Origin of the sequence: Nocardia vermiculata NBRC 100427, from assembly GCF_001613265.1 — a bacterium.
Taxonomy (GTDB): Bacteria; Actinomycetota; Actinomycetes; order Mycobacteriales; family Mycobacteriaceae; genus Nocardia; species Nocardia vermiculata.
This window is the reverse complement of the sequence record NZ_BDCA01000006.1, coordinates 35,531-49,140: the sequence shown is the minus strand read 5'-3', so window position 1 is coordinate 49,140 and position 13,610 is coordinate 35,531. Positions and strand designations below refer to the sequence as shown.

The 13,610-nt window shown below is 64.6% G+C and carries 11 protein-coding genes; 5 read left to right on the top strand and 6 right to left on the bottom strand.

The window, feature by feature from the left end; translation table 11 throughout:
* Positions 1-66: 66 nt before the first annotated feature.
* Complete coding sequence (locus NV2_RS09810) at positions 67-480, top strand: hypothetical protein (RefSeq protein WP_067871260.1); 414 nt, start codon at positions 67-69, stop codon at positions 478-480.
* A 53-nt stretch (positions 481-533) separates the two neighbouring features.
* Here the strand turns inward: NV2_RS09810 and NV2_RS09805 are convergent, their stop codons facing one another.
* Positions 534-1,109 carry a CGNR zinc finger domain-containing protein gene (locus tag NV2_RS09805; protein ID WP_067871259.1) on the bottom strand — a complete coding sequence of 192 codons (576 nt, stop codon included), beginning with the start codon at positions 1,107-1,109 and terminating at the stop codon, positions 534-536.
* Positions 1,110-1,211: 102 nt separating this feature from the next.
* Between NV2_RS09805 and NV2_RS09800 the strand changes: the two genes are divergently transcribed.
* Positions 1,212-2,408: an epoxide hydrolase family protein gene (locus NV2_RS09800; protein WP_067871258.1), complete on the top strand. Its 1,197-nt coding sequence runs from the start codon at positions 1,212-1,214 to the stop codon at positions 2,406-2,408.
* Positions 2,409-2,426: 18 nt separating this feature from the next.
* Here NV2_RS09800 and metG read toward each other — a convergent pair whose 3' ends face one another.
* The 3 genes from metG to NV2_RS09785 all read right to left on the bottom strand — a co-directional run bounded on the left by metG (position 2,427) and on the right by NV2_RS09785 (position 6,467).
* Positions 2,427-4,151: a methionine--tRNA ligase gene (gene metG / locus NV2_RS09795; RefSeq protein WP_067871408.1), complete on the bottom strand. Its 1,725-nt coding sequence runs from the start codon at positions 4,149-4,151 to the stop codon at positions 2,427-2,429.
* A 67-nt stretch (positions 4,152-4,218) separates the two neighbouring features.
* Entirely contained in the window at positions 4,219-4,917 is a 699-nt protein-coding gene (locus NV2_RS09790) for a nucleotidyltransferase family protein (protein WP_067871257.1), read from the bottom strand.
* Positions 4,914-6,467: a pyridoxal phosphate-dependent decarboxylase family protein gene (locus NV2_RS09785; RefSeq protein WP_067871256.1), complete on the bottom strand. Its 1,554-nt coding sequence runs from the start codon at positions 6,465-6,467 to the stop codon at positions 4,914-4,916. Before NV2_RS09785 ends, NV2_RS09790 begins: the two co-directional genes overlap by 4 nt.
* Positions 6,468-7,348: 881 nt before the next feature.
* On the opposite strand from NV2_RS09785, the gene NV2_RS09775 reads away from it, so the two are divergent.
* Both NV2_RS09775 and NV2_RS09770 read left to right on the top strand, forming a co-directional pair.
* Complete coding sequence (locus tag NV2_RS09775) at positions 7,349-8,614, top strand: NsdA family TPR-like regulatory protein (protein WP_507763252.1); 1,266 nt, start codon at positions 7,349-7,351, stop codon at positions 8,612-8,614.
* Positions 8,544-9,110 (top strand): SLOG cluster 4 domain-containing protein, encoded by a 567-nt coding sequence (locus NV2_RS09770; RefSeq protein WP_307613380.1) that lies wholly within the window; start codon positions 8,544-8,546, stop codon positions 9,108-9,110. The genes NV2_RS09775 and NV2_RS09770 overlap by 71 nt, the downstream gene beginning before the upstream one ends.
* 93 nt (positions 9,111-9,203) lie before the next feature.
* On the opposite strand, the gene NV2_RS09765 is transcribed toward NV2_RS09770, so the two are convergent.
* Entirely contained in the window at positions 9,204-10,640 is a 1,437-nt protein-coding gene (locus NV2_RS09765) for an FAD-dependent monooxygenase (RefSeq protein WP_067871406.1), read from the bottom strand.
* Between the two features lie 65 nt (positions 10,641-10,705).
* Between NV2_RS09765 and NV2_RS09760 the strand changes: the two genes are divergently transcribed.
* Positions 10,706-11,347, top strand: coding sequence for a TetR family transcriptional regulator (locus tag NV2_RS09760; protein WP_067871253.1), 642 nt, complete (start codon positions 10,706-10,708; stop codon positions 11,345-11,347).
* A gap of 627 nt (positions 11,348-11,974) precedes the next feature.
* Here NV2_RS09760 and NV2_RS09755 read toward each other — a convergent pair.
* Complete coding sequence (locus NV2_RS09755; protein WP_067871252.1) at positions 11,975-13,507, bottom strand: PucR family transcriptional regulator; 1,533 nt, start codon at positions 13,505-13,507, stop codon at positions 11,975-11,977.
* Positions 13,508-13,610 lie beyond the last annotated feature (103 nt).

Here is a 13,610-nt window from a genome sequence, read left to right as displayed (position 1 = left end):
CAGCGGGTACGCCTCCGCCGGACCCGATCCGCCGCTCGCCCGACCCGGACCGATAGGAGACACACCGTGCGAATTCACCACCTCCCGCTGCGCGCCGCGACCGGGGCCTTCATCCTCAACTCCGGGCTGGGCAAACGCCGCCTCCCCGAAGAAGCCGCACAATCCCTGCAGGGCGCCGCGGCGCAGGTCTTCCCGTTCGTGCAGAAATGGGAGCCGGCCACCTTCGGCAAGGCACTGTCGACCGCCGAAATCTCCATCGGCGCGGTCCTGCTCACCCCACTCGTCCCGCCGGTGATCGCAGGTGCCGCGCTCACCGCATTCGGTGGGGGACTGACGGCGCTGTACTGGAAAACGCCCGGCATGCACGAAGAAGGCTCCCCGAAACCCACCGAAGACGGGCTGGCGCTCGCCAAGGACACGTGGCTGCTCGGCGGCGGGCTGACCCTGCTGCTCGACGGACTGCGGTCGAAGAAGAAATAGGGGAGTAGCCGATATCCGGCCGGGAACCACTGCTGCTGTTCACATAACCGATCTCATGGCGCCGAGCCGGTGGCCTGGCGTTGATTGGCGTGGAAGCGTGCCTTCTTCTGGCGGTTCCCGCACGTATTCATCTCACACCATCTGCGGGTGCGGCTGCGGCTGGTGTCGAAGAACGCCGCCCGGCAGGTCGGCGACGCGCACAACGCCAACCTGCCGTCACGCTCGCCGGACAGGATGCTGATCGCGTCCCCGGCGATCACACCCAACGCATCGTCCACACCGGTCGTCGAGCCGAGCCGCCATTCACGATTGCCGTCGGAGGTCAGGACGGCCGCGGCCCCACCCCGGATGCTGCAGTCGTTGATGACGTCGACCGCGGACGCCGGGGGAGCGTCGTGGACCGCGGCCGCTGTCGCGGCGAGGTGAACCGACTCCCGCAACTCACGAGCCAGTTCGAGCTGGGCGGCGGTGCACGACGGCACCGCGAGACCGTTCACGGCCAGCCAGTCGACGCATCGCTGCGGCGTGGGAATGCGCTCCACGGGGTCGCCGCAACGCTCCGTCAATGTCGCCGTGAAGCTCGTCGCCAGCACGCTACCGAGGCGGAATTCGGGAAACTCACCAGCCATGGAACCACCATAGCTGGTTGCCGGTCGTCCCACAGCCATGTTAGAACCGTCATAGCCGGTTCTCGATCCGCAGTGGCCGGTGCCGCGAAACCAGGAGATCCCATGACTGCACTCGGCAACTTCGATCCGGAACCCACCTCCGCCGGGATACACACCTTCGAAACCCACGCACCCGACGCCGAACTCGACGAGCTACGTGCCCGACTGGCCGCGGCTCGGCTACCCGAGGCCGAGACCCTCGACCGCACCGAGCGCGGCTCCCGCCGATGGGGACAGGGTGTTCCGCTCACCGACCTCGTCGAAGTCGTGAACTACTGGCGCACCGAATACGACTGGCGGGCCTTCGAACAACGCCTCGACCGGATCGGCCAATACCGCACCACCATCGACGATCTCGGCATCCACTTCCTGCACCGCCGATCCGCGCGCGCAGACGCCACTCCGCTGCTCTTGACGCACGGCTGGCCGGACAGCGTCGTCCGGTTCATCGACGTCATGGATGAACTGACAGACCCGAAACGGGCCGACGCGCCGGCATTCCACGTCGTGGTGCCGTCGCTACCGGGCTTCGGCTACAGCGACAAACCGGCCACCACCGGGTGGGGCACCGAAAAGATCGCGGCCGCATGGGTGGAACTGATGTACAGACTCGGCTACGACCGGTTCGCCGCCCACGGCGGAGACTGGGGCGGCAACATCACCACGGTGCTCGGCGGCAGATTCCCGGCGCAGGTCCTCGGCATCCACACCACCTTCGTCGAAGGACCACCCGGACTGAGCACAGACGGTCTCACAGCGACCGAGCGGGCATGGGTCGCCGAAACCCGCGACTTCTGGCGCCACCGCGCGGCGTATGCGAAACAGCAGGCGACGCGGCCACAGACCATCGGCTACTCACTCGTCGATTCACCGGTCGGGTTGCTCGCCTGGATCCTCGACAAGTTCGCCGAGTGGAGCGACACCGAAGACAGCCCGTTCGAGACGATCTCGGTGGACCGTATCCTCGACAACGTCACCCTGTACTGGCTGACCCGGACCGGCGCGTCCGCAGCGCGCATTTACCACGAAAGTCACAACGCCCTCGATCCCGAACTGCGAGTGGACGTTCCGGCGGCAATCACCGCCTACCCCCGCGACGTCGAGAAATGCCCCCGCCCGTGGGCGCAGCAACGGTACCGGCGGATCGTCCACTGGAGCGAACCCGAGCACGGGGGACACTTCCCGTCACTGGAAGCCCCCGAATATTTCGTCGAGGACCTGCAGCAAGGGCTTGCGACAGTACTGGCCACGAAGCGGTGAACGCACGAGGTGGGTGCCCTACCGCGCCTGGTCGGAGCCGAACTGCTCGCGCCATGACGACACCTGGTCGTCGGTGATCTTCGCGAACAACACGGGTGGTACGGCAAATTCAGTTCCCGGCGGCAACCAGGCCAGGGCTTCGATATCGTGCTGCTCCGGCCAGCCGATGCCATCGAGACCAACCGCGGGTTGCTGCCACAGATTACGAAGCGTCGCAGCGGTACTCGGGATGATCGGTTCGGAGATTATCCCGAACAGAAAGATCAGGTTGGCGGCGGTCCGCAGCGTGAGTGCAGCGGCGTCGGGATCTGCTTTTATCTGGGACCAGGGGGCTTTGTCATTGATGTACTCGTTGGCCAGGCTCCACATCGCGCGCAAGGTGGCGGTGGCCTTGCGTAGTTCTATCTCGTCGAGGTGGTGTTCGTATTCGGCGAGCAACTGTGCGAGCCGCCGGCCGAGGTCTTGTTCTGCTGGACCGGGAGACGACCCCGCAGGCAGGGTGTCGCCGAACTTCTTGGCGCAGAAGGTCAGCACCCTGTTGACGAAGTTCCCGAGGACGTCGGCGAGATCCTTATTGGTTTGGGTGGCGAACAGTTCCCAAGTGAAGCTGACGTCGTCCGATTCGGGTGCGTTGCTGATCATGAAGTAGCGCCAGTAGTCGGCAGGCAGCATGTTCAATGCGTCGTCGGTGAAGATTCCCCGGTGCTCGGAGGTGGAGAATTTGCCGCCGTAGTAGTTCAGCCAACTGAAGGACTTGATGTAGTCGACCATCTTCCAGGGCTCACGGACCCCCAACTCGGTGGCGGGGAACATGACGGTATGGAAGGGGACGTTGTCTTTGCCCATGAACTCCGTGTAGTGAACGTCGCCGGCGTCGTACCACCAGCTCTTCCAGTCCGAACGGCTCGGATCGGCGTCGGACCATTCCTTGGTGGCGGCCAGGTAACCGATCGGGGCGTCGAACCAGACGTAGAAGACCTTTCCGGCCGCAGCCAGATCAAGCCACGTGTCAGCCGGAACCGGCACACCCCAGTCGAGATCACGAGTGATCGCACGATCGCGCAGACCTTCAGCGAGCCACTTACGGGCAATAGACGACGCCAACTGCGGCCATCGACTGCCAACGCGGTCGATCCACTCCTCGACCTCGGGTTGAAGCTTGGACTGCAACAGGAACAGATGGCTCGTCTCACGCACCTCGAGATCGGCGGAGCCACTGATCGCCGAACGAGGATCGAGCAGATCGGTCGGGTCCAGCAGGCGTGTGCAGTTCTCACACTGGTCACCGCGGGCACGCTCATAACCGCAGTGCGGGCAGGTGCCGGTGACATAGCGGTCGGGCAAGAACCGGCCGTCGGCAGCGGAGTACACCTGAGTGACCGGGCGTTCTTCGATAAACCCGTTGTCGAACAGCTTGCGGGCGAAATGCTGTGTGATCTCCACATTCTGCGGCGAGGAGGTCCGGCCGAAGACGTCGAACGACAAACCGAATCCGTCATAGATCGCCTTTTGAGTCGCGTGTGCCTGGGCACAGAAGTCGGCGACATTCACCCCGGCTGCGGCGGCGGCAAGTTCTGCGGGGGTGCCGTGTTCGTCTGTCGCACAGACGAACAGGACTTCATGCCCCCGCGCGCGCATATATCGGGCGTACACGTCGGCCGGAAGCATCGAACCCACCAGATTGCCCAGATGCTTGACTCCGTTGATGTAGGGCAGGGCGCTGGTGATGAGATGCCTCGGCATCGTGACGTTTCCCCTCGGCTCGATGTGCGGTGCCGACGTGCTGACCACGCCGACGGACGGGCCGATCCTACTCATCGGTCCCACCCCTCGGCGTGGACGTCAGCAGGTTGGCTCGCAGCGTGCGTTCTACGAACGCCTGCACGTGTCGCAAGGTCGCCGGGTCCGGCTCGAAGCCGAGCCAATCGTCGCTGGAGACCCCCTGTCCCATCAGGTATTCGACCACAGCGTCCTCGTCGACCTCCACCTCGAGCGCTCGCAGATCATCGACCGCAGCCAACACCAGCCCTGCCTGGGCGCGGGCGCGAACCGCTTCCAGACGGGTAACGTCCTCGCTCCACGCCAGAGTTCTCTGCGCCAGAACGCCGGTGACGAACAGCCTCGCCCGCATGTACTTCGATGCGAGGAAATCCGGATGCCGACGGACCGGAACCAGGCGCGGGCTGCCGGAGAACACCGAGCAGGACCCAGCGCTTTCCAACTCCTCCCAGTCGACCAGGACCTTGTTGGCGTAAGGCACCTCCTCGTCGAGCGCGAGGCCCCGCTCGCGGCTGTAGGCGATAATGGCATCGGTCAACCGTCGCAGTGCACGAGTGCTGTACTCGCCTATCACCAGCACATCTACATCCGATGACGCCTTCTGTCGCATCCGCCCGAAGGACCCGTAGATCACCACCGCGCGAGGGCAATGCGCCGGCAACACCTCCAGCGCGGCGCACCGCATCGCATCCAGTGCCTCGGTACAGGCCCGATGATTGGCGTTCCTCACCCGACCCTCCCGTCACCGATGTAGTCCACCGTGGCATCGAGCAGGGCAGCCAGATCCTTCTCCCTGATCAGGCTGTTACCGGACATGAACCGCAGCACAGGATGCGAGTGATCACGACCGAGACCGAGCCGGTTTCCCGAGTCCGGCAAAACGAAACTGTGCAGATACATCGCACCGTCAGCGAGCATCCGCTCGTATGCGCGCGTCGTGAGCGCGGCCGAGCGGCCCGCGGTCTCGACGTCGAACGGAATTCGCGCACCTGGCGGGACCACTGTGAAAGCCACCGAATTGATGCTGACGTCATTGAGCCGAACGAACCCCGGATGCTCGTCGACCAGGTGGGCAAAGCGATTCGCGGCGTCGATACGTGCTTCGATCATGCGCCCAACTCCCTCGACGCCGAGGGACTTCAGCAGCATCCACGTCCGAAGACTCTGAAACGACCGGCTACCGGTCGCCGGCGTGATCTGCCCGAACGAACGTGCCTGCCGCAGAATGAGTTCGGACTCCGTCGCGACCAGCTGCGCATCACGGGGCGAACGCAGCAGCAGGAAGGAATTGGTGTAAGGCACGCTCAACACCTTGTGCGGATCGAGCATCACCGAGTCGAAGCACTCGAGTCCGTCCAACCGGGATCGATGCCGATCGGAGAACAGTAGGCTCGTCCCGTGGCAACCGTCGCAGTGCAACCAGGCATCCGGGTAGTGGCGGCGCACGACCTCAGCGAATTCTGACAGGTTCTCGATCGCCATAGTCCGACTGTCCCCGGCGTAACAGACCGCCATGATCACCTGCTGACCGGCCGCACGAGCATCGTGCAGTCGTCGGTCCAGTTCGATGAGGTCGTAACGATAGTCCCGCACCGCATGATGTGCGACGGCAGTGTTTCCGAGCCCGGCCCAGGCCGCGGCTGCGGCGATCGTATAGTGCCCGATCCCCTCGGGAAGCACGATCACTGGTCTGGCGCACGAGGGCAGTCCGACCTCCCGGCAACCGGGGAAGGCGCGCTCGCGGGCCATGAGCACGGCCCCGAAGTTCGCGCCGGTGCCTCCCGTGGTCGGGATTCCGCCGACCTCCGACGCCGTCCTGGGTGGCCGTGGAGGTACTTCGAAGCCCACAAGCTCGCGCAGCCACCGTATGAGCGCAATCTCCATCTCCGTCGCCCCACGAGAGCAGAAATCCGCGTTGATGAGGTTCACGTCGATCAACTCACCGAGAACGGCCCCCGCCACCGCGGCAAGATTGTTACCCGCATCCGGAAAGCCGGCGAACATCGGCGACGCGAAGTTCGGCATTGTCGGGAGATACCTGCTCTCCAGCTGTGACAGCACCTCACCCAGATCGCAACCCGCCCACGGCAGGGCATCGACCGCGATCGAATCGAGCGTGACACCATCGCGAGGGAGCATGAACCGCCGCCGGTACTTGAACGCAAGCCCGACATCGATCACCTGCCCCAACAGTCTGCGGGTGCTGTCTCGGTCGAGGCCGCCGGGCCCGATGAACCCTTTGATGTCGCTTGCAGCGCAGATAGTTTCGATATCAGTCATGAACAGTCTTCCTCTCGATGAAGTCAGTTGTCGGATAGGGGAGCAGTCGGCCGGCTCGCGCGTCGCCCTCGTATCGGGAGCTACACCCACCTGAGTCCGGCTGCTCGTTCATGAGCCCATCGCGCACACGGCGAATAAGGGCCGGGTCGGCGATCGGCTCGACCGGACTCTTCGGTGCCGGGATCGGCGTCGTCGCGGGCGTACGCCGCGGCAGGGGAGATGCGTCGTTGATCGTCATGGGTCCTCGAAAAGTCGGTGGCACGGCAGCAAACGCATCCGCGCTGATACCGCCGCGTCCACTTGGACCACGACACGGGTGTGCGAGCGCGCCATCTCGGCGAGAAAGTTGTGGGCGGCGGATTTTTCGGCGCGAAAGTGCATCGGCGGGTGGGTGGGAAACTCGACGGTCACGTGAACCTGCATGTCGAGGCCGGTCCCGTCCCCGCTCACACTCAGTCGTCCAAACCCGCTGAGACATAGGCGTGGGCAGCAAGGAATCGCCTGCATCGGGGGCCGTGAGCGTCGTGTAGTCGGAGCATTGCGTACGCCTCGGTCGAGGTGGCGAAGCCGATCGGATCTGTCGCACAGTCATGAGTGATCTCCTCGCGCAATGGAACATTCAGCATCGGAACAGTCACTTCCTCTGGGGCGGGGTGGGTCTGATCAATCCGAGGTCGGTGCGGAGTTCAACGGCGTCCCCCGCTCACCGACTGGTGCTGTGATCAGCTTCACCTCGAGCGGGCTGACGTAACAATGTCTGCAACTGGCCATTTCCATGCCATTGCCCGGACTTATCCCGGAACCGAGCGGTTCACTGGGCAGTAGCGGTGGCGGGCACGGGATACCGTTGGTTGACCCGTAAATCTGCGTGAGGGGACGCAATGAACCACGATGCACGCACTGTGCTCGAGCTGCTGATTCGCCAGAGCGATCGGACGGTGCCCGAGTGGTGCGACCGTTTCAACGAGACCGCTCGGCTGGAGGGAGAATCCGCAACCCTATCTGATCGCCAACTTCGCCGGTGGATGTCGGGAAAGGCTGACGCGCGGCCGGCATCGCAGCGGGTAGCCCGTCTGGTGTGGAGACTTGGTTTCGAGGCACTTACGGCACCTCCGGAAACAGCACACACGCCGGAGCCCGTGTTGAGCGAGTTGGAGAAGCTGACACAGGAGATAGCAATGTCCACTGATGATTCCGCACGCTGGACCAAGCGTGGCGCGGGTGGTGTCGACGAGAACGTCCTCGAGCAGTTGCGCGCCGACGTATCCGCGCTGGCCGCCGATTACCTGGTCAAACCACCGTTCGAATTGGTTCCCCGGCTGAACGCGTTGCGGCGCGAGGTATTCGATCTGCTCGACGCCCGGCAGCGCCCACGATTCATCGCCGACCTGTACTTGATCGCCGGCCAAGTGTGCGCACTCATCGCTCACGCCTGCGCGGACCTGGGCCGACCGTACGATGCCGACACCCATGCCCGCACCGCCTGGTTTGCCGCCGACTACGCCGAGGATCAGCACCTCCGGGCCTATGTTCGCTGGGTGCAAGCGAATGTGGCCTACTGGGCGGGGGACTACCCACTAGCAGCGAGGTACGCCGAAATCGGTCTTGCCACCATGACCGACGCCTCGACGCAGCTGCGATTGGCAAGCCAGTTGGCGAGAGCCCAGGCGGCCCGGGGAGACGAGCGGGCCGCGCTGGCAGCGCTCGACGCCGCGATGGACGCAATGGGCCGTCGACAGCCGAACGCTGCCGGCACCGGAGTGATGTCATTCGATCCTGGAAAAGCCCACTACTACGCCGCCGAAGTCCACCTCTCGTTGGCCGGGCGCCAGCATTTTCAGCTGGCCCTGCAACATTGCGAGGAAGCCCTCGATATCTTCACCCCGAGCTCCCCGCCAGAATTCATCGCCGCAGCAGAACTCGACGGCGCACAAGCTCATCTGGGCCTCGGCGACATCGAAGCCGCCGAGGCCCGCGTGAACCGGGTGTTGTCTCTACCGGTCGAACTCCGCACCACACCCATCGTCGAACGCGTCGTCAAGACGGCCGACGCGATGTCGTCGGTAACAGGGGCACGTGCTCGAACAACCCTCGAACTCAGCGAACGCATCACTATGTTCACCACCTACACCGCTCGTAAGGAATGACGTGCCCCTACCGATTCAGGTCGCAGTATGCGGACCCCGCCAGTGCACAGAAGCTGACACAGCCAACGCACGCGAGGTCGGCAGACTACTCGCAGAAGCGGGCGCGACGGTGCTGTGCGGTGGTGGCACAGGGGTCATGGCCGCGGTCGCCGAAGGCGCGTCGAAGGCCGGCGGACTCGTCATCGGCATACGCCCGGACACCGATCCGACGCGGATCTGTGACGGGCTGTCGGCAGTGCTCTATACGAACATGGGGGAGGCGCGCAATGCGATCCTCGTGTGGTCCGCAGATGCGGTCATCGTCGTCGGCGGGTCGTTCGGCACCCTGTCCGAACTTGCCTTGGTCAACCGTCGTGGTGGCGTGCCGGTCATTTCCCTTGGCGGATGGACGATCTCGGACGTCGACGGCAACCCGGTGGACGCCGGAGTCGTAGCAGAGTCGCCACACGGTGCGGTTACGCTCCTGCTCGACGGGCTGCATTCTCAGAAGAAGTAGGATTATCGTCTGGTCGCCGAATCACCCGGTTGTCGGCTGTACCGAGACGGGCTCGGCCGGTGGGTAAACCGTCGTCCACGCCTGAGCTGCTGCTCAGCCGAACCATCGGGTCAGTGCGGTTTCGAGTGGTTCGGCATCGAGCGCAGACCAGGCGATGTAGCCGTCGGGCCGAATCAGGACGGTGGCGGCATCGCCGTCGCGGTCGGCCGGATCGGCGACGACTTGGTCGACCCGGTCGGCCCAACGATCGATCGACCGTGGCGTGTCGTCGAAACACAACAGCAGGCCGCGGCCGCAGTGCATCAGCCGGCTGACGCGGGTCGGGCCGTGCGCAGTGTTCACATCGAGGTCGATCATGCGGGGACCGAGCCCCCGATATCGGATGTCCAGGCCCGCCATCATGCCTGAGACGAAGTGGTTGGTGTCGGGGAGCCGAAGCATGTCTGTGACGAGGTCGCGGACCGTAGCGAGATCCTCGTCCTGATTCGGATTCATGATCACGCCCTGAGCGCGGGTTGTGCGCAGTACCCGCGCGGCGACGGGGTGACGCTCGGTGTGGTAGCTGTCGAGCAACCCCTCGGGCGCCCAGCCGTGAATCGTCGCGGCGAGTTTCCAGCCGAGATTCACCGCATCCTGGATACCGAGGTTCACGCCCTGGCCTCCGATCGGCAAGTGGATGTGGGCCGCGTCTCCGGCGAAGAGCACTCGTCCCTCGCGATAGTGCTCGACCTGGCGGGTGGCGTCGCTGAATCGGGATGCTGCGCGCAGCTCACCGAGTTGCGTCTCGGGCCCGTACACCGCCTGCAGCACTTCCTCGACTTCGGCGGTGGTGACCGGCATTTCACGGCCGGGTCCTTCCGCAGCGAGCTTACCGAAGATCATCCGGTACAGCTCACCGTCGAGGGGGTGCAGGATGCTGAAGAATCCGCCCGCGTGCTTGATGTACCGGCTGAAATGTTCGGAGGTGCTGGGGACCGTCGCGGATCGGGTCGCGAGGGTCAGATCCGCGACCACCGAAGAGGTCGTGCCCGCGGTGCCGGGGAACGCGACACCCAGCAGCTTGCGGATCATGCTGTGCCCGCCGTCGCAGGCCACGAGGTAGCTACCGCGCACGCCCGCGGCCGTGACGCCGTCGGAATCCTGTTCGATGGCGGACACTTCGGATCCGCGCAGCACCGGCACACCCCGATCCACGAGCCGCTGTTCGAGGAAAGCTTCGAGCCGAGCCTGCGGGACGGCGACCGGGTAGGGGTGGCGGGTCTGCCAGGTCCGACAGTCCAATTCGACCGGGAGCCCGGCGAAATGCCCCCCGAACTCGCCTCGGGGGAGCGCACGGTCGAGCAGTGGCTCCAGCAATCCACGCAGGTCGAGTACCTCTGCGGTGCGTGGTTGTAGGGCGCCTGCTCGGGACTGGATGCTGCGCGTGTGCTGTTTTTCCAGCACGACAACCGATATTCCGGCAAGGGTGAGCTCGGTGGCCAGCATCAGACCGGTCGGGCCCGCTCCTACCACGATGACTTCGGTTCGCACGACATCCTCCAAAGTAGACTGAGTGCAAGAATACACTCGATCTACTAATGCGCTAGTGTGAGTCCATGATCGAACCGATGGGACTGCGGGAACGAAAGAAGATGCGCCTGCGCGAGACGATCGCGGCCACGGCGATCCGCATGTTCCTCGAAGCAGGATTCGACCAGGTCTCGATCACCGACATCGCGCGGGCGGCGGAGGTCTCCCGGCGGACCCTGTTCGCCTACTTCCCGACCAAGGAAGACCTTGTCCTGCAACGGTTCGCCGACCACGAGGATGAAGCCGCCAGAACGGTCCAGGCACGGCCGGCCGGGCAACCGCCGCTGGAGGCACTGCGCGAAGCGCAACTGGACGCGTTGCAGCGGCGCGATCCGAACTCCGGCCTGAACGACGACCCCGAGATCATGGCCTTCCTGCAACTGGTCTCCGGCACCGAAACGTTGGCGGCAAGGCTGATGCGCTACGCCGCACGGGGAGTGGACACGCTGGACGATGCGCTGCGCGAGAGCGGTTACGATCCACTGACCGCGCGCCTCATCGCAGCCCAGGTGACCGTGGTGCAGCGCGAACTGGCCCTGATGAATCATCGAAGCCTCGTTGCCGGCGAGTCCGCAACAGACCGCTACCCGGAAGCGGTCCGCGCCACCAACCACGCCTTCGACCTCCTGCGCGACGGCCTCGAATCTTCCCCAACGGGCCGGACCTGACCTCGGGGCAACGAGCGAATCCCGCAGCTGCGGCAAAGTTTTCAGCCGAACGGGGGAGCTGTCCAGAATGTTCGATCGCCGGCTCGACCGAAGGACATGCGACACGAATGGTTCGCCCGGAAACAGGTCGAGGAGATGGTGGTGAACGGAACCATCACCGACGATTCGACGGTGGCCGCATACGCGCTGCTGATGCTGCGACGCTGAGTGTCTACCTGTCGGGGAGTAGTGGTGTGGGGATGTGGCCGGCCGGTGACGGGGAGAGCCCCACGCCCGTTACTTGACATAATGTAGATTATCGGCGAAGTGGAGCGGGTGCTGGGAGGGGTAAATATGCCCATGTCACGCCGATGTCGGCGTTCGGCCGGCGGCCTGCCGCGCTGCCGGTCGACTGCGACGGCTCTGGTGTGCACGCCAGGTCGAACGTTCGTGCGTGCGACTGTGTGCGGCGGGTGCGCCAATCCGGCAGAACTGAGATTTTCGCTGAATATCGCATTTACCGGAAAATTTCCGACTCCTGACTGGTCGCACCGTTGTGGCGTGCTCGGCCCTTCCCTGCCTGCCGTCCACCCCTCTATCAATTCGTCACAGTGACGAATTGATAGAGGGTTTCCCCAACCTTCCGTGTCATCCGGTGTGAATCGACAGCGCGATAAGCATCGCCGTCCGCTTCTGCGTATCGTCGAGATCCAGAAAATCCATGGCGCGCATACGCTTCATTCGATGTCGCACCGTATTCGGGTGCACGCCCAGGGTGTGGGCCGCGGCGTTGAGGTCACCGTGCGCCTCGAGCCACGATTTCAGCGTCGGAACATACTGCGTGGCATTGAGTGCGTCGAACTCGATAAGTTGCGCAACCGGATCACGTGAAGGCAGCCGGCCGGTGGATGCGACCGAAATGAGCCGTTGGATCAGCACTCGATCCCACGAGTTGTCATAACAGTGAACATTGCTCACTGTGTCGCTCGCAGGTAAGGCCATACACTCGTCGGCCTCCCGCCGGCTCGCGGGCAGCGTGCGGGCGCCCGCGGTGCCACCGATCCCGGCCACGACCTCCAGGTGCGCCGGTAGTCCGGCAGTGAGGTCGTTCAGCCACCGATATGCGGGTGCCGGGTCGTCTCCACAAGGAAGGATCGTGTACACCGTATTGCCGAACAGTGTGCTCCGCCCGATCCGCGACCAGCCGAAACCCGTTGTCGCCCGCTCGAATGCGAGCAGGATCCCGGCATTGCGTTCCTGGTCGGCGTGCGCCTGCAGAGCGAGCACGCGAAGGTTCTCCGACGGGATACCGAGCTTCCCGATCGCCGCCTCGGCATCCGGACTTCCCTCGATCAACTCGATGACCAGTTCGGACTCCACCTGGCGCTCGAGGTCGGCACTGACCCGAGAGCGCAGGAGATGCAGCGCGACGGTATGCGCGCCCTCCTGCAGTAATGTCACCTGCCGCTGCGGCAGTGGGTCGTGACACGACACCCAGACCGATCCGAGTAGTTCACGTCCGGCTCGGACCGCGGCGACGGTTCTGCCGCCCAGCCCCTCCTCCGGCGACGGTGGGATGTGAATGGGTGAATCGGATCCGGCCAGATGTGTGAAGATGCCGCGCTGCTCGAACAGGTGCCGCACGGCGGGAGGCATACGGCGGCCCAGAATGGTGCCCGAGTGCACGGGGTCGATATCGTCGGGTGCGGTGGAGTAGGCCATCACCCTGGAAAGTTGGTCTTCGATGGTGACCGGGGCTCCGACAGATGCCGAGATCGTGTCGGCGAGGGCGAACAGGTCGCTGGGGCCTCGGCCGGCCTCGGTTTCACGGCCCTCGAGTACGAGGCCGTAGACGACGGACGCTATCTGGCTCCAGGACACGATCGGGTCGACCAGCATGAGTGCGGCGCCGGATCGCTCCAGTTCGTCGCGTAGCTGTGGGTCGGGTTTCTCCGTTGTGCGTACCACGATGACGGTGGCGCGTGCCTGCTCGGCCAGTGCGCGGGCCTCGGTCAGGTCGGCGACGCCGACGGCGAGGAACACGTCACCGGTGGCGGAGTGCGGGCGGACCGGGTCGTGGACGGCGACGCTGTGCATCTCGAGGGTGCGGGCGGCGGCGGGGCCGTGGAGCCGGGCGCCGTACCGGCTGAGGATGTTGATCAATCGATCGAGTTTCACCATGGTTGCAGGTCACTGCTCCTTTCCGGGCTGCCACTCCCCCATGCTCGCCGCCCTCTGGTGTTGTGAAACTACAACACTGACTCCCGAGATTGTATCTGTGGAA

Excerpts from the sequence above, each read along its gene's own strand:
- NV2_RS09805 (WP_067871259.1), bottom strand. The coding sequence starts at position 1,109 with ATGGCTGGTGAGTTTCCCGAATTCCGCCTCGGTAGCGTGCTGGCGACG.
- NV2_RS09800 (WP_067871258.1), top strand. The coding sequence starts at position 1,212 with ATGACTGCACTCGGCAACTTCGATCCGGAACCCACCTCCGCCGGGATA.
- metG (WP_067871408.1), bottom strand. The coding sequence starts at position 4,151 with ATGCCGAGGCATCTCATCACCAGCGCCCTGCCCTACATCAACGGAGTC.
- NV2_RS09785 (WP_067871256.1), bottom strand. The coding sequence starts at position 6,467 with ATGACTGATATCGAAACTATCTGCGCTGCAAGCGACATCAAAGGGTTC.
- NV2_RS09775 (WP_507763252.1), top strand. The coding sequence starts at position 7,349 with ATGAACCACGATGCACGCACTGTGCTCGAGCTGCTGATTCGCCAGAGC.
- NV2_RS09760 (WP_067871253.1), top strand. The coding sequence starts at position 10,706 with ATGATCGAACCGATGGGACTGCGGGAACGAAAGAAGATGCGCCTGCGC.
- NV2_RS09755 (WP_067871252.1), bottom strand. The coding sequence starts at position 13,507 with ATGGTGAAACTCGATCGATTGATCAACATCCTCAGCCGGTACGGCGCC.